General features: G+C 65.0%; 20 protein-coding genes and 1 pseudogene. 2 read left to right on the top strand and 19 right to left on the bottom strand.

Going from position 1 to position 25,499, the window contains the following annotated elements; all coding sequences use genetic code 11:
* Both ASD63_RS09440 and ASD63_RS09445 read left to right on the top strand, forming a co-directional pair.
* Positions 1 to 187 (top strand): annotated as a pseudogene (locus ASD63_RS09440) (sulfate ABC transporter ATP-binding protein); the annotation flags it as partial.
* A gap of 163 nt (positions 188 to 350) precedes the next feature.
* Positions 351 to 1,715: an FAD-binding oxidoreductase gene (locus ASD63_RS09445; RefSeq protein ID WP_060529102.1), complete on the top strand. Its 1,365-nt coding sequence runs from the start codon at positions 351 to 353 to the stop codon at positions 1,713 to 1,715.
* A gap of 32 nt (positions 1,716 to 1,747) precedes the next feature.
* On the opposite strand, the gene ASD63_RS09450 is transcribed toward ASD63_RS09445, so the two are convergent.
* From ASD63_RS09450 to ASD63_RS09540, 19 genes are all read right to left on the bottom strand, one after another.
* Positions 1,748 to 2,257, bottom strand: coding sequence for an RES domain-containing protein (locus ASD63_RS09450; protein WP_060529103.1), 510 nt, complete (start codon positions 2,255 to 2,257; stop codon positions 1,748 to 1,750).
* A complete protein-coding gene (locus tag ASD63_RS09455) occupies positions 2,257 to 2,628 on the bottom strand; it encodes an antitoxin Xre/MbcA/ParS toxin-binding domain-containing protein (RefSeq protein WP_060529162.1) in 372 nt (123 codons plus the stop codon). Before ASD63_RS09455 ends, ASD63_RS09450 begins: the two co-directional genes overlap by 1 nt.
* Before the next feature lie 71 nt (positions 2,629 to 2,699).
* Entirely contained in the window at positions 2,700 to 3,485 is a 786-nt protein-coding gene (locus tag ASD63_RS09460) for a crotonase/enoyl-CoA hydratase family protein (RefSeq protein WP_060529104.1), read from the bottom strand.
* Positions 3,482 to 4,351 (bottom strand): hydroxymethylglutaryl-CoA lyase, encoded by an 870-nt coding sequence (locus ASD63_RS09465; RefSeq protein ID WP_060529105.1) that lies wholly within the window; start codon positions 4,349 to 4,351, stop codon positions 3,482 to 3,484. Before ASD63_RS09465 ends, ASD63_RS09460 begins: the two co-directional genes overlap by 4 nt.
* A complete protein-coding gene (locus tag ASD63_RS09470) occupies positions 4,348 to 6,336 on the bottom strand; it encodes an acetyl/propionyl/methylcrotonyl-CoA carboxylase subunit alpha (RefSeq protein WP_060529106.1) in 1,989 nt (662 codons plus the stop codon). The genes ASD63_RS09465 and ASD63_RS09470 overlap by 4 nt, the downstream gene beginning before the upstream one ends.
* 15 nt (positions 6,337 to 6,351) lie before the next feature.
* A complete protein-coding gene (locus tag ASD63_RS09475; RefSeq protein WP_060529107.1) occupies positions 6,352 to 6,735 on the bottom strand; it encodes a RidA family protein in 384 nt (127 codons plus the stop codon).
* Between the two features lie 10 nt (positions 6,736 to 6,745).
* A complete protein-coding gene (locus ASD63_RS09480) occupies positions 6,746 to 8,353 on the bottom strand; it encodes a carboxyl transferase domain-containing protein (protein WP_060529108.1) in 1,608 nt (535 codons plus the stop codon).
* Between the two features lie 44 nt (positions 8,354 to 8,397).
* Positions 8,398 to 9,561 carry an isovaleryl-CoA dehydrogenase gene (locus ASD63_RS09485; RefSeq protein WP_060529109.1) on the bottom strand — a complete coding sequence of 388 codons (1,164 nt, stop codon included), beginning with the start codon at positions 9,559 to 9,561 and terminating at the stop codon, positions 8,398 to 8,400.
* Positions 9,562 to 9,871: 310 nt separating this feature from the next.
* Positions 9,872 to 12,052 (bottom strand): cellulose synthase, encoded by a 2,181-nt coding sequence (locus ASD63_RS09490; protein WP_060529110.1) that lies wholly within the window; start codon positions 12,050 to 12,052, stop codon positions 9,872 to 9,874.
* Positions 12,049 to 13,047 (bottom strand): glycosyl hydrolase family 8, encoded by a 999-nt coding sequence (locus tag ASD63_RS09495; RefSeq protein WP_244497224.1) that lies wholly within the window; start codon positions 13,045 to 13,047, stop codon positions 12,049 to 12,051. The genes ASD63_RS09490 and ASD63_RS09495 overlap by 4 nt, the downstream gene beginning before the upstream one ends.
* Before the next feature lie 47 nt (positions 13,048 to 13,094).
* Positions 13,095 to 15,422 (bottom strand): cellulose biosynthesis cyclic di-GMP-binding regulatory protein BcsB, encoded by a 2,328-nt coding sequence (locus tag ASD63_RS09500; RefSeq protein WP_060529112.1) that lies wholly within the window; start codon positions 15,420 to 15,422, stop codon positions 13,095 to 13,097.
* Positions 15,422 to 17,599: a UDP-forming cellulose synthase catalytic subunit gene (bcsA, locus tag ASD63_RS09505; protein WP_034789955.1), complete on the bottom strand. Its 2,178-nt coding sequence runs from the start codon at positions 17,597 to 17,599 to the stop codon at positions 15,422 to 15,424. Before bcsA ends, ASD63_RS09500 begins: the two co-directional genes overlap by 1 nt.
* 109 nt (positions 17,600 to 17,708) lie before the next feature.
* A complete protein-coding gene (gene bcsN / locus ASD63_RS09510) occupies positions 17,709 to 18,647 on the bottom strand; it encodes a cellulose biosynthesis protein BcsN (RefSeq protein WP_063894939.1) in 939 nt (312 codons plus the stop codon).
* Between the two features lie 222 nt (positions 18,648 to 18,869).
* A complete protein-coding gene (locus ASD63_RS09515; protein ID WP_060529113.1) occupies positions 18,870 to 19,565 on the bottom strand; it encodes a class II aldolase/adducin family protein in 696 nt (231 codons plus the stop codon).
* On the bottom strand, positions 19,562 to 21,031 hold the full coding sequence (locus ASD63_RS09520) for an FGGY family carbohydrate kinase (protein WP_060529114.1): 1,470 nt from the start codon (positions 21,029 to 21,031) through the stop codon (positions 19,562 to 19,564). The genes ASD63_RS09515 and ASD63_RS09520 overlap by 4 nt, the downstream gene beginning before the upstream one ends.
* 47 nt (positions 21,032 to 21,078) lie before the next feature.
* A complete protein-coding gene (locus ASD63_RS09525; protein WP_034789974.1) occupies positions 21,079 to 21,927 on the bottom strand; it encodes a sugar phosphate isomerase/epimerase in 849 nt (282 codons plus the stop codon).
* 2 nt (positions 21,928 to 21,929) lie between these two features.
* Positions 21,930 to 22,928, bottom strand: coding sequence for an ABC transporter permease (locus ASD63_RS09530; RefSeq protein WP_060529115.1), 999 nt, complete (start codon positions 22,926 to 22,928; stop codon positions 21,930 to 21,932).
* Entirely contained in the window at positions 22,925 to 23,926 is a 1,002-nt protein-coding gene (locus tag ASD63_RS09535) for an ABC transporter permease (protein WP_060529116.1), read from the bottom strand. Before ASD63_RS09535 ends, ASD63_RS09530 begins: the two co-directional genes overlap by 4 nt.
* Positions 23,919 to 25,433 carry a sugar ABC transporter ATP-binding protein gene (locus tag ASD63_RS09540; RefSeq protein ID WP_060529117.1) on the bottom strand — a complete coding sequence of 505 codons (1,515 nt, stop codon included), beginning with the start codon at positions 25,431 to 25,433 and terminating at the stop codon, positions 23,919 to 23,921. Before ASD63_RS09540 ends, ASD63_RS09535 begins: the two co-directional genes overlap by 8 nt.
* Between the last annotated feature and the right edge of the window lie 66 nt (positions 25,434 to 25,499).

Consider the following 25,499-nt stretch of genomic DNA (forward strand, 5'->3'; position numbering starts at 1 on the left):
CCATCCGCATGTCGAGATCGAACTCTCGCCCGAACGCGCCGCTGCCGGCGACCACAGCCGCATCGCCTTCCGACCGACAAAGTGGAAGATCTTCAGGGAGGAGCAGGCGAATGCGGCCCCAACGCCGGAGCCGCCGGCCGAAGTGGAGACCGCCGAACCGTTTGAACTGGCACGCACCGGCAGCTGACCGGTCGCGCTCCTAGCCCAGTTTCGCCCGTCTCGTCATGCCTAGCGTGCAAGCGCGCCGACAACGACGGGCTGAGAGTCGCCGTGCGGATATCGGTTTGCTTCGCGAAGCGCTAAGCAGGGACGCCCGCTGCCGACAATGGCTGCGGAACCAGGAGAAGCGCATGACGATCGTCGACGACCTGAAACAAGCCCTCGGCGACATCGTGCTCACCGGCACGCAAATCGGCGAACGCCACCGGAGCGACGCCAGCCTGACCGGCCGGGAGCTGCCCAGAGCCGTGATCCGCCCGACAAGCAGTGGCGAGATCGCCACGGCCCTCCGGCTCTGCAACGAGAACGGCCAAACGGTCGTCGTCCAGGGCGGCCTCACCGGACTTGCCGGCGGCGCCAATGCCGGCAACGACGCGGTGGTGATCTCGCTCGAGCGTTACACCGGCATCGAAGAAATCGACCCACAGGCAGGCACCATGACCGTGCGGGCCGGAACGCCGCTCGAAGTGGCGCAACGCGCCGCCGAAGACGCCGGTTTCCTGCTGCCAATCGATCTCGGCGCCCGCGGTTCCTGCCAGATCGGCGGCAACCTCGCCACCAATGCCGGCGGCATCCGGGTGCTTCGCTACGGCGTGACGCGCGACAACGTGCTCGGTCTCGAAGCGGTGCTCGCCGACGGCACGATCATCTCGTCGCTCAACAAGATGATCAAGAACAACACCGGCTACGACCTCCGGCAATTCTTCATCGGCTCCGAAGGAACGCTCGGCGTGATCACCCGCGCGGTCCTGCGCCTGCGGCCCTTGCCCGCCGGCCGGCTGACGGCGCTCTGCGCTCTCGAAAGCTACGACGACGTGGTCGCCTTCCTCACGCGCTGCCAACGCCGCCTGCCCGGCCTCTCGGCCTTCGAGGCGATGTGGGAAAACTACTTCCGCTTCAACGCCGAGGCGGAGAAGCTGAAGTTCTTTGACGAAATCCCGCCCTTCGCGGTGATCGTCGAGCAGGATCTGCTCGGTGATGCCAGCGAGCGTGACGGCTTCGAGGCCTTTCTCGGTGAGGCGCTTGAAGATGGGATCATTGCCGATGCGCTGATCGCCCAGTCGGAGAAAGAAAGCCGTTCGTTCTGGAGCGTGCGCGAAGGCCACGCGATGGACAGCCAGCTGCCGGCGCTCGTCAACCTCGACGTCAGCCTGCCGATCGGCGATATCGGCCGCTTCGCCACGGAATGTGGAGCGGCTCTATTTCAACGGTTCCCGGCCGCCCATGTCTCCTTCTTCGGCCACGTCGCCGACAGCAACCTGCATATCGCCTTTTCGGAGCCTGACAGCGACGCGGACACGCCGCATATCGTCGACGGCATCGTCTACGAAATCGTGCGGCGCTACAAAGGCTCGATCTCGGCCGAACATGGCATCGGCACGCTGAAGCGGGATTTCCTCGACCATTCGCGCAGCCCGGCCGAACTCGAACTCATGCACCGGATCAAACGGGCGCTCGACCCGAACGGCATCCTCAATCCGGGCAAGGTGATCTGAGGCAGCCTCATCGCCACGCAAACGGCTCAAATTCAGAGCCAGGACGCCGGCGTTTTCGGCAGGCGCCCTTCGGGATCGATAACCTTCAGTTCGGAACCCTCGCCCGCGTTCCAGTGCCACAGCGCGACGCAGGTGCCGCCGGGCGACATGAAGGACGGATAGATCAGGCCATCGAAGCCTCGGTCGCTCAACGCCAGTTGCAGGCGGTGCGTCTCCGGCACCAGACCACGATCGAGCGCATCGCGCCATTCGCATCGGTGGATTTCTTCGGTGAGACCAAGGTCGGAAAGGATCTCCGGCGCCGTCAGATCGGCAAGACGGGCAAAGCGGAGTTCAAGCTGGGCGATCAGCGCCGGGTGTTGGACGAAACCCTGATTGTATTCGGCCCAGGCGGTCGAGAGCTCGCGGGCGGCATAGATCGTCGGCGTTCCCACGGGATTCCACCTCCCACCGTACCGCCCTGCCCCTTCGCCCGAGAGCGGCGCATGCGCCCAGCGCGGCACATAGGCGCGCCAGAGGCGCACCGGCGCACCAACCGCCATCAGGCGTAGACACCGGAACGCACGGCTTCGAGATAGGCGAGCACCTTGTCGGCCTTGCCCTCGCCGACGAGATCATAGGCGGTCTTGCCGGCCCAGCCGGGGATCGGCTGGTGCTTGAACCAGATGACGGCGCGGCTGTCGTCGCCCGCCATTTCGCCGGCCATGGCAAGGATACGGACGACGCTGCTCAACGCCGCATCGACCTTTCGGGCACTGGACTTCGCCGTCAGCGTGTTGCGCGCGACACCGATCAGCTTCGCGAGTTCGGCAAGCGTCACGCCAAGGCGATCGGCAACCAGCCGAGCGGACAGGAAAGACGAATGGCTCTCGCCGTAGTGGGCGGTGGAGATGTTGAGACCGACAGCAGCCATGACAGGATCCGCACTTGTTTTGATCATCGTGTTATCAAAGTAAGATCAAAACATGCCCAAATCAAGGACGCCTATCGCCGCCAGGCGGGCTCGCGCTTGTCGAAGAACGCGCCGACACCCTCACGCGCCTCATCGGATTCCCAGCAATCGGCAAGCTGTTCGATGGTCGCGGCAATGGTCTCTTCGGTGATTGGAGCCCCAAGCGAGCGAGCCAGTCGCTTGGCCCGGCCGGTGGCCTCCGGCGCGACCGCCAGATAGGGCTCGATCTCCGTTTCGATCGCCGCATCCAGCGCGTCGGCGGCGACAACGGTGGTGGCGAGCCCCAAGGCGCGCGCCTCCTCCGCACCAAACAGACGGGCGGACATGAACAGCGGCCGCGCCTTACCCTCGCCGATGCGGGCGACGACATAGGGGCTGATGGTCGCCGGGATCAGGCCGAGACGTGTTTCGGTCAGGCCGAACTTGGCGTCGGTCGAGGCAACCGCCGCGTCACAGATGCTCATGAGGCCAACGCCGCCGCCAAAGGCATTGCCATGCAGGCGGCCGATCATGGGCTTCGAGATCTCGTTCAGCCCCTTGAACATCATCGCCAATCGCGTCGCCTCAGCAATGCGAGTCGCCCTGTCTGCATCGAACTGCTCGCGCATCCAGCCGAGGTCGCCGCCGGCGCAGAAGCTGCGGCCCTCGCCCTCAAGGATAACGACGCGGACAGAACGGTCGGCCGAAAGCTGCTCTGCCGCCTCGGTCAGTTCGCCCATCATCCGCGCCGAAAGCGCGTTGTGCTTCTGCGGCAGTGCCAAGGTCAGCCGCGCGACACCGCGTGCATCGGTTTCGATCCGGATCGTTTCGAAGGTCATGATCCCGTCCTTAAGGTCCGCGCGAAAGCGGCGGCCTGTTCGAGCTTCGCTAGGTCGAGCCCCGTCGAAAAACCCTTGGCCATTACGAAGGCGTTGACGGCGAGCGTGTCGACATTGCCGGCAGCACCCGGCGCATAGGGGCAGCCACCGAGACCGCCGGCCGAAGCGTCGAAGACCCTGATGCCGCGGTCGAGCGAAGCGGCAATGTTGTCGAGCGCGCGGCCGGAGGTGTCGTGGAAATGCCCGGCGAGCCTGTTGGCCGGAATGCGCTCCAGCACCGCGGCCAGCATCGCGTCCACCGCCTCTGGCGTGCCGCGGCCGATCGTGTCGCCGAGACTGATCTCGTAGCAGCCGAGATCATCGAGCAGGCCGGCGACGCGGGCAGGGCTCGCTGCGGCGATCGCACCCTCATAAGGGCATTCGACAACGCAACTCACATAGCCGCGCAGCAGAATTCCTTTTTCCCGGCACAGTTCGGCAACCGGTAGGAACCGCTCGATGCTTTCGGCGATCGAACAATTGATGTTCTTTTGCGAGAAGGTTTCGGAAGCCGAGGCGAAGATCGCCACCTCGTCGGCGCCGGCTTCGAGCGCGGCTTCAAGACCGCGCATGTTGGGCGTCAGCACCGCGTAGCGCGTCCCGGGCCGCCTCCGGATGCCGGCCATCACTTCGGCGGCGTCGGCCATCTGCGGCACCCATTTCGGGCTGACGAAGCTCGTCACCTCGATCCGCTCGTAGCCGCAATCCGAGAGCATATCGACGAGACGTATCTTCTCAGTCGTTGGGACGAGCCCGCTTTCATTCTGCAGCCCGTCGCGCGGCGCCATCTCGACGATCGTCACATGCCCAGGCGCCGCTCCGCTCATTCCGCGCTCTCCGGCTGGAGCATCACCAGCACGGCGCCGGCTGTCACCTGCTCGCCTTCGCTGACCTGCACGCTCTCGACCACGCCGGCGCGCGAGGCCGACAAGGTGAGTTCCATCTTCATCGCTTCCATGACGGCAAGCGCCTGGCCCTTCTCGACGGCATCACCGGGGCGGACCCGGATGAGCTTGACGATGCCGGGCATCGGCGCCGAGACCGCGTCGTCGGCGACCTCGCTTGAGTGACCGGCACCAAGCGCGTCCGGCAAGCGAAGTCCGTAGGTCTCACCATTCAGGAACAGCGTGATCTGCTCGCCTTCGCGCAGGAAACGGAACTCCTGCTGCGCGCCGGCGATTTCCGCCCGGGCGCCATCGGCAGAGCGATTGAGGATAACGACCGGCAGCGCCGCCGTCCCGGTGTGGACCGCAAACTGATCCCGGCCACGAGCCGCCAGCGCCACGGTCGTCCGTCCGCCCAGGTGTTCGATCGCGATGTTGCGGTTTGCGTCACCCCAAATCTGCCAATGGCCGAGCGAAGACCAGGGATCGGCCGATCCGTCCGGCTGCAAGGCTCCGGTCGAAATGATGGCCGCAAGCGCGAGGGCCGCATCGTTCGGCACCGGCGACGCCGATAGCCGATCGATCGAACGATCGATCAGGCCGGTATCGGGGTGCCCGGCGCGAAAATCCGGTTCGGCCGCAAGGCGGGCCAGAAAATCGAGATTGGTAACCGTGCCGCCGATGCGGCAGGCCCTGAGCGCAATCTCAAGCCTGGCCAGCGCCGTCGACCGGTTGGACCCGTGCACGATCAGCTTTGCAATCAGCGGGTCATAGAACGGCGTGATCCTGTCTCCCTGCCGGACACCGGCATCGACACGGACGCCCTCCTCCGGAAAGCTCAAGGTCGTGAGTTGCCCGGTCGCCGGCAGGAAGCCGCGCGACGGGTCTTCCGCGTAGATGCGGGCCTCGAAGGCCCAGCCGTCGATGGAGATCTCGCTCTGGCGTTTCGGCAGCGCTTCACCGGCTGCAGCCCGCAGCTGCCACTCGACGAGATCGATGCCGGTGATCGCCTCGGTGACCGGATGCTCGACCTGCAGCCGGGTGTTCATTTCCATGAAATAGAACTGATCCGGCCAGAGCCCGTCGGTCACGTCGGCGATGAACTCGACAGTGCCCGCGCCGACATAGCCGATCGCCTGCGCCGCGCGAACGGCGGCTTCGCCCATGGCGCGCCGCACTTCCGCGGTCATGCCCGGCGCCGGCGCTTCCTCGATCACCTTCTGGTGGCGTCGTTGCAGCGAGCAGTCGCGCTCGTAAAGATGCAGGATGTTGCCGTGCCGGTCACCGAAGACCTGCACCTCGATATGCCGCGGCTTCGTCAGATATTTCTCGATCAGGACCGCGCCGTCGCCGAAGGCCGCTTCCGCCTCGCGGCGCGCCGCCTCCAGCGCAGCCGGAAAGTCGGCGGCGCTGTCGACCCGCCGCATGCCCTTGCCGCCGCCGCCGGCGCGCGCCTTGATCAGCACGGGATAGCCGATGTTCACCGCTTCCCCGGCAAGGAAGTCCGGCTCCTGTGTCTCGCCGTGATAGCCCGGAACCACCGGCACGCCGGATTGCTCCATCAGCGCCTTGGCGGCATCCTTCAGCCCCATGGCGCGAATGGCCGACGCCGACGGTCCGACGAAGGTGATGCCGGCCGCCTCGACGGCTTCGGCAAAGTCGGCATTCTCCGACAGGAAGCCGTAGCCGGGATGAATGGCGTCTGCGCCGACGGAGTGCGCCGCCGCGATGATGCGTTCGGCCACAAGGTAACTGTCGAGCGCCGGCGCCGGGCCGATGCGGATCGCCTCGTCGGCCAGCGCCACATGCAGCGCGCCGACATCGGCATCGGAGTAGACGGCGACCGTGCGGATGCCGAGGCGCTTGGCTGTGCGGATCACCCGGCAGGCGATCTCACCGCGATTGGCAATCAGGAGTTTGGAAAACATCGGCATCTCCTGGCCCTATTGCGCTGCGATCACATCGATTTCGAGCAACCATCCGGCATCGAAGATGCCGGCGATCGCGACCGTCATGGCGGGTGCTAGCGCACCGAGATATTCGGCGCGGGCCGCGCGGTTGGCCATGGCGTGTTGCCGATCGGCAAGCAGCACCGTCACCTTGACGATATCGGCCTTGGTCATGCCCGCCGCGGTCAATTGCGCGTCGATGTTGGCCCAGACCTGGCGCGCCTGCGCCTCGAAACCCTCCGGCAGCGCGTCTTCAGGCGTCAGCGGCACCTGCCCGCTGACGAAGAGCAGACGCTCGAAGTTCTCCAGGCGAACGGCCTGCGAGTAGCCTCCACGCGGCTGCGGTGCGTTCGGGGCATTGATGTTTTCGCGTTTCATGGCGGTGTCCCTACATCCTGAAGAGGCCGAAGCGCGTGTCTTCGATCGGCGCATTGAGCGCCGCCGACAGCGACAGGCCGAGCACGTCGCGCGTCTTGCGCGGATCGACGACGCCGTCGTCCCAAAGTCTGGCCGAGGCATAGAGCGGATGGCTCTGGCGTTCGAAGAGATCAAGGATGGGCTGGCGGAAACGCGCCTCCTCCTCCTCGCTCCAGGGCGTTCCCGCCCGCTTCAGGGCCTCGCTGCGCACGGTCGTCAGGACGCCGGCCGCCTGCTCACCACCCATGACGGAGATGCGGCTGTTCGGCCAGGTCCACAGGAACCGCGGCGAAAACGCCCGACCGCACATGCCGTAGTTGCCAGCGCCGAAGGAACCGCCGACCAGCATCGTCACCTTCGGCACACGTGCCGTCGCCACCGCCGTCACCAGTTTGGCGCCGTGCTTGGCGATGCCTTCCGTCTCATATTTCCGCCCGACCATGAAGCCGGTGATGTTCTGCAGGAAGACGAGCGGGATCTTGCGCTGGGCGCAGAGCTCGACGAAATGCGCGCCCTTCAGGGCGGATTCCGAAAACAGCACGCCGTTGTTGGCGATGATGCCGACCGGGATGCCGTGCACATGGGCAAAGCCGCAGACGAGCGTGGTGCCGTAGCGCGCCTTGAATTCGTCGAAACGGGAACCGTCCACGGTGCGGGCGATGACCTCGCGGATGTCGTAGGGCGTGCGCAGATCCGAGGGCACGATGCCGGCGATCTCGTGCGGGTCGTAGAGCGGCGGCTCAGGCGTCACCAGCTCGACCGTCAACGGCTTCAGCCGATTGAGTGCCGAAACGGCCCGGCGGGCGAGCGCCAGTGCATGAGCGTCATCGCGCGCCAGATGGTCGGCCACGCCGGAGAGCCGCGTGTGCACATCGGCGCCGCCGAGATCCTCCGCCGAGACGACCTCGCCGGTCGCGGCGCGCACGAGCGGGGGGCCGGCGAGAAAGATCGTGCCCTGGCCTTCGACGATGATCGTCTCGTCGGACATGGCCGGCACATAGGCGCCACCCGCGGTGCAGGAACCCATCACCACGGCGATCTGCGGGATGCCGGCGGCCGACATATTGGCCTGGTTATAGAAGATCCGACCGAAGTGATCGCGGTCCGGAAAAACCTCGTCCTGGTTCGGCAGGTTGGCGCCGCCGGAATCGACCAGATAGATGCAGGGCAGATTGTTTTCCGCGGCGATCTCCTGCGCGCGCAGGTGCTTCTTGACCGTCAGCGGATAGTAGGTGCCGCCTTTGACCGTCGGGTCGTTGCAAACGATCATGCACTCACGGCCAGACACCCGGCCGATGCCGGTGATCAGCCCGGCCGCCGGCGCATCGCCGTTGTACATGCCGTGCGCCGCCGTCATGCCGACTTCGAGGAAGGGTGTTGCCGGATCGATGAGGTTGGCCACCCGGTCGCGCGGCAAGAGTTTGCCGCGGCTGACATGGCGTTCGCGCGCGGTATCACCGCCGCCGGCGGCCGCCACCTTCACCGCGTCTTCGACAGTCGCGATCGCCTCCGCCATGGCCGCCTGGTTTGCCTTGAACGTATCGGAGGACGGAGAAATGTGAGATTTCAGAACGGTCATCAAGTCCTCTTTCGATCGAGTTCGGCCGTTTCAGTTGCCGGCGGCTACCGCGTCTCGGTAAACAGCTCCCGCCCGATCAACATGCGGCGGATCTCGCTGGTGCCGGCGCCGATCTCGTAAAGCTTGGCGTCGCGCAGCAGGCGACCCGCCGGGTAGTCGTTGGTGTAGCCGTTGCCGCCGAGCGCCTGGATCGCCTCGAGCGCCAGCGCCGTCGCCTTCTCAGCCGCATAGAGGATGCAACCGGCCGCATCCTTGCGCGTGGTCTCGCCGCGATCGCAGGCCGCCGCCACGGCATAGACATAGGCGCGCGCCGCATTCGCCGTCACATACATGTCGGCGAGCTTGCCCTGCATCAGCTGGAACTCGCCGATCGCCTGGCCGAACTGCTTGCGCTCATGCAGATAGGGGACGACCACATCGAGGCAAGCGGCCATGATGCCGAGCGGCCCGGCCGAAAGCACGACACGCTCATAGTCGAGCCCCGACATCAGCACGCGCACGCCACCGCCGATGGTGCCGAGCACGTTTTCTTCCGGCACTTCGCAGTCCTTGAAGATCAGCTCGCAGGTGTTGGAGCCGCGCATGCCGAGCTTGTCGAGCTTCTGGCCGGTCGAAAAGCCGGCATAGCCCTTCTCGACGAGGAAGGCGGTGATGCCGCGCGGGCCGGCGGTCGGATCGGTCTTGGCATAGACGACGAGCACGTCGGCGTCCGGACCGTTGGTGATCCACATCTTGTTGCCGTTGAGCACATAACGGTCGCCGCGCTTGTCGGCTCTGAGCGTCATCGAAACGACGTCGGAACCGGCGCCGGGCTCCGACATCGCCAGCGCACCGACATTCTCGCCGGAAATCAGCTTCGGCAGGTAACGCGCCTTCTGGTCGTCGTTGCCGTTGCGGTTGATCTGGTTGACGCAGAGATTGGAATGGGCGCCGTAGCTAAGGCCGATCGAGGCCGATGCGCGGCTGATCTCCTCCATCGCCACGCAATGGGCGAGATAGCCCATAGCGGCCCCGCCATGCTCCTCGCCGGCGGTAATCCCGAGCAAACCAAGCTCGCCCATCTCGCGCCAGAGCGGCATCGGAAATGCGTTGCTGCGATCGGTCTCGTCTGCCAAAGGCGCGATACGGTCCGTTGCGAAGCGCCGCACACTCTCGCGCAACGCGTCGATGTCCTCGCCAAGCGCGAAGCTCAATCCGCCCTGAAACATGTCTATCCTCCCATCGTGCCGGCCAGTGCGGTCTCCTCCCACAGCGGCCGGACGATAACGCTCCATCCTCTACGCGGATCGCAGCGAATGCAATGAGATCAACGCCGCGACATGGCCGGACGATAGCACCGCGTTTCGCTAATTTCCTTCCAAAGAGGGGCAAAGCCAAGCACGATATGCAAATCCGGAACCGCCTGCCGATTGCATCCTGTGCGCGAACGAGTTGGCGGGCCCTCGCGCCGAGTCCGGCGGCAAGCGTTCCACTCCTGGTACGGCAACAGGTGTCGCCGTGACATCGCGGGATCGACGATCAGTTCTTGTTCGGCCAGATTTCCTGGCTGGCCTCGACGGCCGCAAGGCCCTGCATCGCGTCTCTATTGCCGGTGGCGGCAAGCGCCTCGAAGATGCGTCGCGCTTCCGCGTGGTACTTGAGGTTCATGTAGGCGTAGCCGCGCAGCACCATCAGGTCCTGGCGGCGGGTCGAGATCTGCCCGAGCTGATCGAGAAAAAGGATGGCCTCGCGGTAGCGATTGGCATTGAAGGCGGCAATGGCACGGTCTGCGAGGATCGCCGTCTGCAGCTCGTCGACCCGCCCCCGGCTCTGCGTCGACTTGGTCGCCGACACCGCCGCCTTGTTGGTGAGGCCGGCGCGCAGGTAGGCCAGGCTCTGGCCATAGGCCGCGTCTTCGCGCATCTGCGACGCAGGCGCCTGCAAGGCCACCTCGAATGCTTCGGCGGCCTCCAGCGGCCGGTTGAGGTCCATCAGGCACCAGCCGCGCGCGAGCGCCGCCTGCGGCGCCATGCCGGCGGGATTGATGGTGGTTCGGCAGCCGGCCCCGCTGCGCACCGATTTCTGCACGACGCCGCCCGTGCGCGGCCTCTGAGCGGCAGGTTGCTCGACCACCTCTGTGACGACGGTGGTACGGGCCGTCGGCTGCGGTTGCGTCCGTTGCACCTCGGCCGTCGGAAGCGGCGCGCGGCTGACTTCGTCGAGCTTCTCCTTGACTTCGCCAAGCCGGGCGATGCGTTCGGAACGGCCCGACCACAAACGCTGGACTTCGACGACGCCATCCTTGTCGTTCAGCTGGTCACGGCTGAGCGCGAGGCCATAGGCCGACGGCTCGTCGTCCGGCTTCCAGCGCAGCGCCGTTGCAAACCATTGTGCGGCGGTTGCCGGCTGGTTGAGGGCGCGCGCATACCAGCCGAACTGCTGGGCCGTGGCCGGTTCGCGGGCCTTGGTCGTTTCCTGAGCGATCCGCGCCAGCACGGCGGCATCGAGGGCGACCGGCGGATCGATTGCCAGCAGATTGGCAGTCGCCGCGAAATAGGTCGCAAGGGCATCGGGCGAGCTATCGCGCCACGGGTAGAGTACGGCCTCGGCCTCGAGCGGTGCCTTGCGCGCGATCAGCGTCAGCGCCAGCCCCTGCGCGGCGGAGGCGCTGTCTTCCTTGTCATGGGCACGGCGGAACCATTGCTCGGCGGCGCTCATGTTGTCGCGGCGCAGCTGATACCAGCCGAGCAGCAGAGCGTCGCTTGCCGTGCCACCGGTCTCGGCCAGTTTTTCGACGCGCTGGACGTACTTGGGATCAACCGCAAGCGCTTTGTCTCCGTCACCTTCGGCAACGAAGCGCCGGGCGAGATCATCACGGATGCTTTCGAACTCCGGCACGCCCTCCGGCGTGGTGCGCTCGAGCGCGAGCAGATCCTGCAGCGTCGCGTAGGACAGCACAGCGGCAGCCTTCTGCACGGTGGCGAGCCGTTCCGGCGCGTTGTCGCAGCTCTTCAGCACATAGAGATAGGCATCGCGGGCCCGGTCCGGCCGCTTGGTCTCGGCAAAGGCCTGCGCCACATGCCAGAGCACATCCACTTCCGAGCAGGTCAGAAGGCTCGGCGTGCTCGCAGCAATCGAAATCACGGTTTCATACTGCTTGAGCTCGGAGGCGTTCACCAGCCGGGCGCGAGCCTCGGCGACGTTGAGGCGCTCGAGCAGGTCCGATGGCGGCTGCCAGGCGGCTTCCTTCGCCTGACGCTCGGCGATCGCCTTGCGCACTTCGGCGTAGCGGCCTTCAGAGTAGAGCCGCCACATGGTTTCGAGCGCGACGTCGTTGTTGCGCGGCACAGCCAGCGGATCGGCGGGCGGGACCCAGTCGGGATAAAGCGAGCGCAGGCGCGAGATTTCCGCCTGCAGCCGTGCGGTATCGCCCTTGGCGGCAAAGTAGCGAAGCGCCGATTCGTCGACCACCGACTGCGGCTTGCTTGTGCTTTGTGCTTCCTCCGACGGCCTGTCGGCCTGGGCCACCTCGGTGAATTGCGGCGGCGCGCCGCGCGCGCCCTGGCCGGCGCTGCCGCCGACGGCCGGCGCCTCCTGGCTCTCGCCAGTCAAGCTGCCGAGTTTCTTGTTGTCCTGGCGCAAGAAGCCGCCATCGGTCAGTCCGGCAACCCCGATCGCCGTAGTCATCACAGCGGCAATGGCAACGATTGAGGACTTCATAGACACTCCGGACGCTTCTCCCTCACGTAAGACAGCCCCAACAGGTGCAGCGTGGAAGGGTAATATTGCGTCGGGCTGAACACCTTGACGCTGTCGGGTATCGGAACCCTGTCCAAGACACAGGCCAGAATATGGTTAACAAATCGATAACCGGGGTCCGTGAGGCTGGTTTGAACGGCCCCCGTAGAGGCGTCGCTGAGGACCAATGCGTCGTTGTCGCCGGCCATTCCCGCCCGCAGCCGCGCCATCAGATCGCGGCCACCCATGTCCGCCCGGGCGAGGTAGAGCGGGATCCGCAAAGCGTTGTAGCCGAACTCGGCGGGAAAGCCCTGGGCTGGCTTCGGCATCGCACGCAGGCTGACCCAGTCGGCCGGCAGTTTTCTCGGGCCTGATTGCAGGGCATTGAGCAAGGCCAGGCCGTCATCCGAGAGCGCCTTCCAGCGCGGCGACGGCGCTACCCGATCAAGTGCGGGAAAAGCCTCGAAGATCCAGTAGGACGGATTGACCACCGGGCCATCCGGGCGATCGGTCGTGCCGAAGCCCGTAACGCCGGGCAACAGCAGCGTTCGCCCGCCATGATCGAGCAGGGTGTTGTCGAGGATGGCCTTGGCGATCCGCGAGGCGGCCTGCAGGTAATCCTGCCGCTTCCAGCGTTCACCGGCGAGCACCAGCGCATAGGCGATCAGGATGTCGCCGTCGGTGGCATTGTTGATGTCGATAATGTGCGGCGTTTCGGTGGCACTCCACTTCCACGCCGCCAGCCCATCGTCGCGCAGCAGCAGCTCACGGCGCGTGAACGACCAGATCAGCGCGAAGTCGGCCGGGTTGTCGGCCAGCACGGCGAGAAGCAGGCCATAACCCTGTCCCTCGCTATGGCTGACATTGCCATTGGCGTCGTCGATGATCCGGCCACCGGCATCGAGGAACCGCGCCTTGTACTGGTCCCATTCCCCAGCCTTCACCGAGCCCGCCTGTTCGTCGGCCCCGGCCGCCATCGGCAAAAGGAGCGCAAGCAATCCGGCGAGAAGCGCGGTCCGCCACTTCATTGGCGCCGCCCCAGGCGGGTCAGCATCGAGGATGTTGCCAGCCCCAGAAGCACCGACAGCACGATCAGCAGCAGGGCATAGACCATGATGTTGCTGGACAGCCAGTTGGCAAAGATCAGGCGATAGTTGGTGAGCGACGGCGGCTGCGTCTGGACGAAATCGAATCCGGCGACCGGCGTCGCCTCGATCTTGTCCGTCGCCGGCTCATAGGCCGATACCCGCCCGGCAAGCTGTTGCCAGCGCGTGACGTCGGCGATCGCCGCCGTGCCCTCACGCAGACGCTTTCCGGTTGGCGCCGTCAGCAGCGTCCAGGTCGCGTCGTCGCTCGGATTGGCGCCTTGCGCAATCACCAGCCCGGCACTTTCCGGCGGAATATAGGCGGCTTGCGCTTCGGGCAGGATACGCAGCGAGCTCAGCGAAATGTCGAACTCCTGCTTCACCCATGTCTGAAACCCCGTGACCTGGTTGCGCCAGGCGCCGCCGCTCAGGCGCGTGCGCCACTCGTCGATGGCCTTCTGGGTGTCGTCAGGACGGCCGGTGTCCTCCGCATTGCCCCAGGACATCTGCCTGGCGGGGTCGATACCGACCTGTGTCAGCACCGTCTTCGGCAACTGCGGCATGGCGCCGATGAAGATCGCGTTGCGGCTGCCGGCTGCAAGCGGCGATGTGATCACCTCCACCAGCATCGGCCTGCCGCCGGCAACCGCCAGGCGGGCAAGGAAGGTCGCGGCCGCCGACAGCGTGTCCTCGTCTGCACGGTCGAGGAAAAGGGGAACGGCGGCGCTATCACTGCGATAGGGGGCGGCGGCACCGGAAATCGCAGAGATATTCGGCCGGCGACCGATGCGCGCGAAGTCCGGCATTCGCAGTTCGGACGTATCGAAGAGCGCGAAGCGGGGATCGTTAGAGGCCGGCGTTCCCGGCGCGCAGGCCTTGTCCGGCTCGGCGGAGAGCACCGCCTCGATCTCGATCAGGTTCGGACCGGGCTTGAAATGGCGCATCGTTACTTTGATCGGCAGGTGGCGCAGGATGTCGCCTGTGGCCGAGTTCAAAGGGATCGTCGATGCGATGTTGCCGTTGATATAGATGTCGATGTGGCTGCCTGGAAGCACGGCATCCGTATAGGCAGCGTCGAGCAAAAGCGTCGCGTCGCCATAGGCGTCGGCATAGAAATCCGACGGCACGGCTACGGAGAAACGCGTACGAAAGCGCCGGCCGGTAAATTCGCTGGTTTCCACCCCGAGTTCGGAGAAGCGCAGGCGCGCATTCGTCACGACCAGCGGCGTCTCCGGCAACTGCCAACGCCCGGTGGCGATGACGTCGCGCGGCACGTTGCTCGGGCGGTCCATCGGCTGCGTGATCCCCTCGATCGCCTCCTGAACGGCGGACCAGTCTGGACCGCTGATCACCAGCACCGACGACTTCGTCTTGCCGTCGCGCACGTACATGGCGACAGGGCCGCTCGACGCACCTTCCGGCAGTCGCTCGAGGAACGGCGCCACTTCCTCCGCGGTGCCGACGAGCGCAGTCATCTGCCCGGGTTTCGCGAGTTCAGGCATGGTCTCGCTGAGGGCGAATTCCTGGGCGGGCATCTGGCCGCGCAACGCCATGCCTTGCGCAAGCCGCATCAGAGCCGCCGTTCGGCTCGGCTGCTGGAGGCCGGGAACGACCAGGTTGAACTGCGTCCGGCCGCGCGCATCGAGCCCGACTGCGCGTACGTCGTCGAGACTGGAAAGCGTCGCGCTGTCGCCGGAGGAAAACCGGATGAAGGCCGATTCCGGTGCGATCTCAGTCCACAGTTCATAGGTCGATTCGACCGTGCAGTCCGTGCGGTGGCGTTGGCGAACCTTGACGCGAATATCGTTGGATCCGGCGCGCAGCAACCCGGGCTTCAGGTCGTAGCTCAGCGGCGTGGCGGCCTCCGCCGAGCCGATCGGCTTCTCGCCGGCCAGTTCGCCATTGACGAAGATCGAAAGCGTCGACGCTTCCGGCGCAACGACGATCGCGTTCTGATAGGCGAAATTAAGCGAGGCGGCAGATTGCGCCTGCGCCGGCGTCAGATAGACGGACCAGGTGCGTTCATCGACCTCTCCGGTCAGCGACAGTGCGCTGAACGGGATGATGAAGCGCTTGAAGTCGTCCGGCGGCTTGAGCGTGACGATGGGTTCTGCCGGCCCGGCGTTGCTTCCGGTGTCTGCCGGCGGCTGCAGGATCGGAGCATCCGCAGGGCGCTCGCCGGACATGTCGAAAGGCGACGGCTGCGCCGACACGCCGGTTGCAAGGCTCGCAAGCAAGAGGGCTGGGAGAACGAGGCGCCTGAGCATCAAGCGCCCTCCTTCTGCGCCTCGGAGCCACGCAGGCTGCGAAGGAAGTAGATCATGCCGCGGCTCGTCTGATAGAGCGCCAGCCAGAGGAACCAGAACGTTCCGCGCACCAGTCCCGGATTACCGCGCCGGGCGCTTTGAAACTCGCTCCATTGCCGCGAATTGGCAAAGATCAGGTCGGCGACCAGGCTGTGATGGCGGGCGACCTGCGGCAGGTAGCGGCAGCCCATGATGGTGATATCGCCGGCAACCTCCTTGTTGCGGATCGCGACAGGCAGCGTCTCGGCCACGCCGCTGCCGCTGTAGGGCTCGAAGCGGATCCCGCCCTCGGTGTCGGTCGGCAGCGTCGATGCGTCGATGCCGTAGACCTGGACGCGCGCGCCGTGCGCCGAGACATCCTCGATCGTTGCCGGATACCATTTGTCGGCGACCCCGAATTCGCAGCGGCGGCTGACCTTGACGCGCCGGGAGGCTGCCCGCTCGCCGCGCTCCGACACGACGCCGAGCACGCAGCCGGCCATGATCAGGTTCAAGAGGTTCCAGCCGCCGACGACGAGCGTCACGTCTGCCTTGTACGGCTCGGTGTAGACCCGGTAGACCGTCATGAGCAGGGCGACGAAAAGCACCGCGAAGATGACGAAGAACGGCCGGGCAATCTCGGAGAGCCGGCTTTCCAGGATCGATTCATCCTTTGCCGTCACCTTGAAGGTCGGCCGGCTCGGCCGCAGCAGCACCGAGATGACCGCCGGCAGCAGATGCACCGTCTGGGCGAACTCGTAGAGTTCAGAGATCCAGGGCCAGCGGAACGAGCCGTAGAGATAGTTCTGCATCATCAGGTTCACGACCATGTAGGCCAGCGTATAGGCGAGGAACTCGCCGCCAGACGCCGTGAAGATCTCAAGGTCGAAGAACAGATAGAAGAGCGGCGCAAAAAGGAAAATCGTCCGCGGGATCGGAAACAGCCAGAACAGCGTCGACGACATGTAGCAAAGCCGTTGCGGGATCGACAGTCCGCCCTTGAACAGCGGAAAGCGGAATATGAGGATCTGCATCATCCCTTGCGCCCAGCGGCTGCGCTGGCCGATGAAGCTGGCGAAGGTCGCCGGTTGCAGGCCGGCGATCAGCGGGCGGTCGACATAGATGCTGTTCCAGCCGCGTCCGTGCAGCGCCAATGCCGTTTCGCAATCCTCGGTGATGCTCATGCCGCTGAAGCCCTCGGTATCCTCCAGCGCCTTGCGGCGAAGAACGGCGGCCGAGCCGCAGAAGAAGGCGGCATTCCACTTGTCGAGACCGCGCTGGATGATGCCGTAGAACATCTCGTTCTCGCTCGGCATTTTCTCGAAAGTGCGCAGGTTGCGCTCAAGCGGATCCGGGTTGAGGAAGAAGTGCGGCGTCTGCACCAGGAACAGCTTCGGGTCCTGCTCGAAATAGCCGACGGTCTCTAAAAGGAAGTCGCGCGCCGGCGCGTGGTCGGCATCGAAGACCGCAATCAACTCGCCGTCGGAGTGCAGCATGCCGTTGTTGAGGTTGCCGGCCTTGGCGTGCTCGTTGCGCTCGCGCGTGAGGTAGCGCACGCCGAGATCGTCGCAAAGCGCCTGCAGTTCGGCATTGCGGGCGGATGCGCGCTGCGCTTCGACAAGGTTTGCCGAGTTGCGCTTCTGCAGGGTGCCGCCGTCGTCGAGCAGCCACACGGTCAGCTTGTCGGCCGGATAATCCATCGCCTTGGCGGCGGCAAGCGTATTGGCGAGCAGGCCTGCGTCCTCGTTGTAGGACGGCACGAAGACGTCGACCTTCGGAAACTTGCCGGGAGAGATCGAACTCGCCTTTCGCGGCGGCAACGGCATCGCCACTACGAACAGGCTGAGCGACAACATCATCACGCTGTACATTTCAGCAAGGTAGAGCAGGAAGCCCGGGATGAAGTTTTCAAGCTGGTTGAGCGGCGGCAGCGTGCTTGTCGTGCGCCAATAGACATAACGCAGCACGATCGCCGTACCGAAGGCGAGCGCGATCAGCCGCCAGCGGCCGCCGGCATTGGCAAGCTTGAGCACGGCCATGAAGGTAACGATGAGAACGCTGACGATGAGCTGCGTCTGGAGGTTCACCGGCAGCGTGATGACCGCCATCACACAAAGCGAGAAAAACGCCCAAGCGGCAACCGATCCGATCCTGCTCATACATTTGCCTTCCAGCGTTCGGCATCATGCCACTGGTATTGCCCGACCCATATTCGACCGAGTCTCCCCTACCGACACCAGCCCATAACAAAGGATGGTTAGCGGTCGATTAAGGGCAGGCTCCTCCGGTCTGCTGCCCTGCGCACGCGGGAGCCGGCACGATCACGTTCGGCAAGGTTTTCGCCGTGGTTTCCGCCTGCGCCTGCGGCATTGAGACGGTCCCGTCCGGCTGCGGAACCGGGATCGACGTCACCGCGGCGGGCGCAACGACCTGCTGTTCGACGCGTGCCGGAACGCTGCTGACTTCACGCCGTGCCACGGGCTGCACCTGGCGCCGCGGAACCGCCACCGGAGCGCTCGTGGTCACCGCCTCTTCCTGGCGGTAGATCGGGCTGCCGGTTCGGCCGAGACCCGCCTCCAGCGGCGGCGGCGCGCCATAGGGGTTCCAGGCAGGATCGCCGAAGGTGCCGGTGATCGTGTAGCCGTAGACCGGGGCCAAAAGCTCGGTCTCGCTGGCGCCTGCCGCGCAATAGCGCAGCCGCACCTGGATCGTGCCGTAGCCCTTGAGCGGCGAGCGATGGTTCTCCGCCTGGCGGATCTGCTGCCAGGCAAAGATGCAGGCGTCGTTCGCCCGGCCCTGACCGAAGGCATAGCCGAACGGCCCGTAATTGTTCTGCAGGAAGTAAGGGTTGAGCGACAGCGAAACGCCGGGCAGCGCCCGGCGCGCCTCAGCCATCATTTTGTTGTCGCGCACAGCGGCATAGTTCGAGCGGGACTGTTGGTCGAACTTGGCGTTCATCGGGCCGAAGAACTTGGCCCGCAGCAGGTTCTGACCTGGGGTCGCCGCCGAGGTGTAAAGATAGATATCCTGCTCGATCGCGTTGGTGCTGCGCCGTTCGACGACGTTCAGAACCGCAGGCCCGCCGGGCGGCGGCAGGATCAACGCGTTTTCCGAGGGAACCATGATGCTGCCGGTCGGCGTGCCGACGTCCTGGCGCGTGTTGCAGCCCGACAGCACGGTCGCGGCCACCAGCGACACCGCAGCCACGCGCCAGCCGTTCGCAGGGCGCAGCCGTCTCTCCGACGTGCCGAATCTCCGACTCAGATATCGTTGCATCATGGCTGAGCATTAGTTGATTCACCCCATTTCGCAAACCCGCGAAGAATGGGGGCAGAGATGCGACCGGGCGACGACGCACGGCTTTGTCCCCTCAAAATCGATTGTTTCAGGGCGGGCCGGCGCGCTTCGGCGGCGCCGCGACCAGTCGCCTCAAACCGCTTCTCTGGGACGGGCAAGATCGTTGACACCCTCATCATCCGGGGCCTGCCCGTAGCTCATGCGGCGCATCTGCGCGATGACGCGCTCCATCTCGTCGTCGGGCAGAACCGGCGGCTCGCCAAGCGTCAGCGCCTGAACATACATGCGCGACAGGGTCTCGATCTCGATCGCCAGCCACAAGGCGGACTCGAGCGTCCTGCCGAGCGAGATCTGGCCGTGCTGGCCAAGCAGGCAGGCCGTACGGTCCTTGAGCGCCACAAGCGCATTGTCGGACAATGCCTGCGTGCCGAAGGTCGCATATTCTGCACAGCGGATCGTCGTGCCGCCGGCAATGCCGGTCATGTAGTGAAAACTCGGGATGGTCTTGTGGTGGCAGGCAAGCGTGGTCGCATAGACCGAATGGCAGTGCAGTACGACGTTGATATCCGTGCGTTCCCTCAGGATATCGCGGTGGAAACGCCATTCCGACGACGGACGAAGACCGACATAGGTACCGTCGAAATCCATCTCGACCAGATCCTCAGGCTGCATCGTCTCATAGGGCAGCGACGACGGCGTGATCAGGAAACCGGTCTCGGTACGAACAGAAATGTTGCCCGCAGTCCCCTGGTTGATACCGTTCGAATTCATGCGGCGGCAGATGTCCACCATCTCGCGGCGGAGCGACAGAATGTCGGCCTTGCTCATCGATATGTCCTTTCGAAGTCGCGACTGAAACCATTGTTGTGCCCAGCCCGGGCGCGGGCTCGCCATTGCGACGCATAGACGGCGACAGCAGGCGAGAGGTGAGACACGTCGCCGGGATCGGCGAGCGAAAGCGGCGCCGGGCGCCGGCGCCGGCCCTCGCTTGCAAGCAGTGCGGCGCCGGAGGCCACGCCATAGGCATCGAGATTGAAACGCACACGCCGGTTCGGCATCAGTGCGGCGACGAGGCGGGCATAGAGCGGGTCGCGCAGGAAGCTTCCGTCGAGTACGACCAGCGGCCCCGGCCCCAGCGCCTCCACGCACTCCGCCGTTAGAAGCGCGCAATAGAGCAACGCCAGCGCCTTGCGTTCGATCGGCGTTTCCGGCGGTGGCCCGCTGATGCGACCGCGACCGGCACTTCCCGGAAAGAGGCCGTCATCGTCGCCGAACGACGGCAGCGCCATGCTGCGTCTGGCGATCAAGCCGAGAACGACGTCGTCAGGCACCGCGGCGTCCGGCGGTTCGCGGCCCGCCACATGGGAGAACTCGCGGCCGCCCATCGTGAGCACGCCGCCGAGCGGGCGCCCGAAGACGTCGCTGTTCAGCGTCATGCCGCGGCGTTCGTCGAGCCGGTCGAGCGCCGTGCGGCCGGAAAAGCCGACGATCCACGTTCCGGTCGAAACGACGATGAAATCGTTGAGCCCGCCGGCGTGATAACGATAGTGGTTGAGGCTGCTGTCGTGGCCGCCCGTAAGCACGCGCAAGCCTTCCGGCAACCCGTGGCGCCGGACAAGCTCGGGACGAGCGGAGCCGAGGACCTGCCAGGCATCGGCAAAATCCGGCATCAGGCTCCGCCAGCCGCGTGTCCCGACAATGGGCGCGAAGCGGCGTTCGGCGACATTCCAGAGATGCGATTGCGCGCCGAGCAGGCTCGCCTCGGATGCAGCAACGCCCGACAGCCGCCACGCCCAATATTGCGGCAGACCGAGATACCAGCACGCGGCGGCGACGGCATCGGGCGCATGCTCCTGCATCCAGTAGAGCTGGCGCGCCTGATGGGTGGCGCTGTGCATCGTCGCGCTGCCGCGGTCGAAAAACGAACCGGAGAGCGGCGCGTAGCCGAACTGGATTTTCTCCGGCACCGGCTGCTCGTAATCGATCATCGGTAGAGCCGCGCCAGCGGCCATATCCGGGTCATCGCCGACGAGTACGCCGCCGGACCCGTGACCGGCGGCGACGAAGGTTTGCAGCGGATGGCGGCGACCAAGATCTGCGAGACTGGCGAAGATCCATTCGCCAAGGCTTTCGAGGTCGTGATGCCGCCAGGGCGGGCCCGGCAGCACTGGGTTGGCAACGCTCAGCGTTTCCAGGACGAAACCGTCTGATGTGACCGCGTTCAGCTTCACATTGGTCTTGCCGACGTCAAGGACGGCGACCGTCCCCGTGTCCGCATCCGCTGAAACTGCCATACCGAGACCCTCCGTCCTGATAGAGGCGGCGCTTAAAGCGCGCGCACCTAGATCAATCCGTATTGCCGGGCCTTGTTCCTAAGGAACGGCAGGCCGTTGCCCATCACTTCCTCTTCGTCCCTGGCGACCGGCCGCCAGACCGCAAGGCCATAGGCCACTTCTGGCGGCATGTTGATGAAGCTTTCCATCGCCAGTCCACCCTTGAAACCGATCGCGGCCAGCGTCGCGAAGATCTCGTCCCAGGCGCAGTTGCCATAGCCGGGCGTGCCGCGGTCGCTTTCGGACAGGTGGATGTATTTGATGAAGTCGCGTGCATCGAGGATGCCGGTGCCGATGCCCTTTTCCTCGATGTTCATGTGGTAGGTATCGAGATGCACGAAGACATTGTCGGCGCCCACCCTCTTGATCATGTCGACCGCCTGCCAGCCGGTGTTGATCAGGTGGTTCTCGTAGCGGTTGACCGCCTCGACGCCCAGTTCGATGCCACGGGTTTTGGCGTGCTTGGCGGCGGCCTGCAGCACACGGGCGATGTTGTCGTACTCGGCTTCAGTCGGCGGCACGCCGGTGCGCTCGCCGATGCCGCCGTAGATGACGCCGGAGAGCGCCTCGCCGCCGAGATCGGCCGTCTTGTCGATCGCCACCTTCAGATGCTCGATCGCGGCATCGGGTCGGACGGATGCCCAGGCGCGCTCCGGCAGGCCGAGCGAGCAGACCGCGCGCAGCTTGTTTTTCTCCAGCAGCGCCTTGGTATGGGCAGTATCAACCGCCGGCGGATTTAGCATCGGGATCTCGATGAAGTCGACGGCGTATTTCACCGCCGCCGCAACGGCGCGCTCCGCACCGGGGCGATCCCAATTCATGGTCCACATGCTTGTATGGACGCCAAAACCCTGCATGGTCATGTTTCCTTTCTGACAAATGAAATCTTGAATTTCGTCGCGACGAAGCGCAGCACCATGACGCCGGCGAGCAGCAAACCCCAGACGGCGGTCGCCAGATGCTGGTTGGCGCCGACGAGGTTGAGACCCGAAGAGAGAAGCTGCAGCACCACCAGCGCGACAAAGACAGGGATTACCCGACCGAAGCCGCCGAACGGATTGACGCCACCCAAGAAGCAGGCGAGCACCGTGATCAGCAGGTAGCTTTCACCGTGGCCGATGCGCACGGAATTGAAGCGCGCCAGCATGATGATGCCGGCAATCGCGCACATGGCGCCGGAGAGCGCATAGACGAGCACGATCACCTTGCGGGTGTTGATGCCGGAATAGCGGGTCGCCTCGAGGTTGGAGCCGATCATGTACGTGTTGAAGCCGAGCTTCGTGCGGGTCAGCAGCACGTTCCAAGCGAGCACGCAGACGATAAAGACGATCAGCGGGATCGGCACGCCGAGAAACGAGCCGTGACCGAGCGGACCGAGGAAGGCCGGAAAGCCGGATACGTCGCCGCCGCGCGTCAGGAACTCGCCGAGGCCGCGCAGGAAGATCATCATCGACAACGAAACGAGGATCGGATGCGCGCGGGTAAAGGCGATCACCAGTCCCATGATCACGCCGCTCGCCGCCCCAACGAGAATGGCGAGCACCGAACCGAGCAGGAAAGCGCCGGGGCCGGCCTCCACCCCGCCATTGGCCTGCAACACCCAGGCGAGCGTCAGCCCGGCGATGTTGGCCGAGAAGGTGATCGCGAGATTGAGCCCGCCCGTCAGGATCGGCAGCAACATCGCGAGCGTCAGAAGGCCGAGCTCCGGCAGCTGGAAGGCGACCGAACCGAAGGTGGCCGCGCTGAGGAACTGCGGCGAGGCGATGCCGAACACCAACACCACGGCGAGAAACGCCAGCCCCGGCCCGGCTATTTCCGGACCGATGAGGGTCTTCACGCGTTCGACGATCGCACTCATCGTCCGGCTCCTTTCTGGCTGACGAAGGGCAGAAGCCTTTCGATGCGGGTATTGGAGAGCGTGATCGCCACGAGGATGATGGCGCCGATGATCATCTTGAAAGCGAAGGGCGAGACGCCCATCAGGTTGAGGCCGTTCTGGGTGATCGAGATCAGGAGCACGCCGAGCACGCAGCCGAGCACCGAGCCCTTGCCGCCGCCAAGCCGCGCGCCGCCAAGGACGACCGCCGCAAGCACGTCGAGTTCGCGACCATAGAGCGCGTTCGGCACCACCTCCTGCGCATAGTGCGCCTGGATGAGCCCACCGATGCCGGCCATCAGACCGAGCCAGCCGAAGGCGATGAACTGCATGGCGCCGATGTTGATGCCGAAGCGGCGCGCGCCTTCCGGATTGTCGCCGAACGCATAGAGCTGGCGGCCGGTCGTGGTGCGGGTGATCAGCACCCAGGTGGCGATGACGCAGAGCACCATCACCAGCACGGGAAGCGTGATCTCGATCCAGGTTCCGTCCGGCATCTCGTGTTCGAACAGGATGACGCGGTCCGTCAGCCAATCCGGCAGGTCGTAGATCGACACGCCCTTGGTGAAAAACATCAGGAGGCCGAAGTAGATGTTGAAGGTCGAGATCGTCGCGACGATCGAGATGACGCGGAAGCGGTGGATCAGGAAGGCGTTGATGGCGCCGAGCAGGATGCCGAGCGAGCCGGCAATCAAAAGGCCTGAGATCCAACCTCCGCCGCCAATCCAACCAAGAGCAATGGCCGTACCGTATTGCACGACCGAGGCGGCAACAGCGAAGGAGATATCGATGCCACCGGCGATCAGCACGACGAGCAGCCCGACGGCGAAGATGATGTTGACCGAGCTGATGTTCAGCAGGTCAAAGGCGTTGCCGAGCGAGAAGAAGTTGGCGGTCGAGACCGACAGCACGGCGCTGATCGCGATGATGACGGCAAGCAGCGACACTTCCGTCGCGTGGGTGCGGACGAAGCTACGCATAGACCGCTCCTTCGATCTCGGCGAGCAAAGCGCTGCGCGGATCATAGCTGCCGACGATGCGGCCTTGCGCCATGTGCAGCACACGGTCGGCGTTGAAATAGACCTCCGGCACCTCATCGGAGATCAGAATGATCGCAAGGCCGGTCTCGGCAAGCCGCGCGACGATGTCGAAGATGCCAACACGCGCACCAACGTCGACGCCGACAGTCGGGGCGTCGAGGATCAGGAGCTTCGGATCGGTCGCCAGCCACTTGGCGATCGCCACGCGCTGCTGGTTGCCGCCGGAAAGCGTGGAGATCGCATCCTGCTGCAGCCCGATCTTGACGCCGAGATCGGCGATCCAGCGCGCGACAAGGCTGCGCTTGCGATCCTCGGAAAGCAGTCCGCCTGAAAGGATCTTGTCGAGCGAACTGATGACAAGATTGTCGGCGATCGACTGCGGTTGGATGAGGCCAAGCGACAGCCGGTCCTCGGAGAGATAGGCGACGCCCGCCGCAATCGCATCGCGGTTGGACGAAAAGCGGACCGGCTTGCCTTCAAGCGCAATGGTACCGGATGCCGGCTTCAGCATGCCGAAAAGCGTCAGCGCCAGTTCGGTGCGCCCAGCGCCGAGCAGGCCGGTAATCCCAAGTGTTTCGCCGCGCCTGACCGAGAGCGAGATATCCTCGAATTGGCCCGGGCGGGACAGGCCCTTCACATCGAGCACGACGGGCTGACCGTCGCGGAATTTCGCGCGCACCTGCTGGTCGAAGGTCTTGCCGGTCATCAGTTCGGTGATGCGCGACTGGGTCATGCCGGCGGCGGGGTAGACGCCCACCAGCGCACCATCGCGCAAGACCGTGATGCGGCTCGAAATCTCCAACACCTCGGCGAGCCGATGGCTGACGAAAACGACGGCGACGCCGGAGCCGGAGAGCCCGCGAACGATATCGAGCAGATGGTCGGTTTCCGATTGCGTCAGCGACGCGGTCGGCTCGTCCATGAAGACGAGCCTCGCTTCACCCACAAGCGCCCGGGCGATCGCCACGATCTGGCGCTGGGCAATCGCATATTCCTTGAGCGGCAGGTCGACGTCGAGCGCCACGCCAAGACGGGCGAGCGCATCGGTCGCGATCTGGCGCATTCGGCCATAATCGACCAGTTTCGGCCAGCGGCCGAGCACCGTCTGGAAGGCGATGTTTTCGGCGACGCTCATTTCGGGAAACAGCGCCAGGTCCTGCCAGATCACCTGGATGCCGCGATCCTGCGCGGTCACCGGTGACATGTGGGAATAGGTTTCGCCATCGAACTCGATCGAGGCGCCATCGGCGGGGCGGTAAACGCCGGTGATGATCTTGATCAGCGTGCTCTTGCCGCAACCGTTTTCGCCGGCAAGGCAATGAACCTCGCCCGGTCGGACGTCGAAGCTCACATTCTTGAGCGCACGAACCCCACCAAACGTCATGTTGATATCGCGCAGGGCCAGAAGCGGCTTCTCGCCTCCTCCCGCGGTCGCAAGCTGGTGCATGGACTGCCCCTAAATCACGTTAAGTCCGAGCAAGATGCGGGCAGAAACCGCAAACACCTTTCCTCA

Source organism: Ensifer sp. Root558 (assembly GCF_001427045.1).
GTDB classification, from domain to species: Bacteria; Pseudomonadota; Alphaproteobacteria; order Rhizobiales; family Rhizobiaceae; genus Ensifer; species Ensifer adhaerens.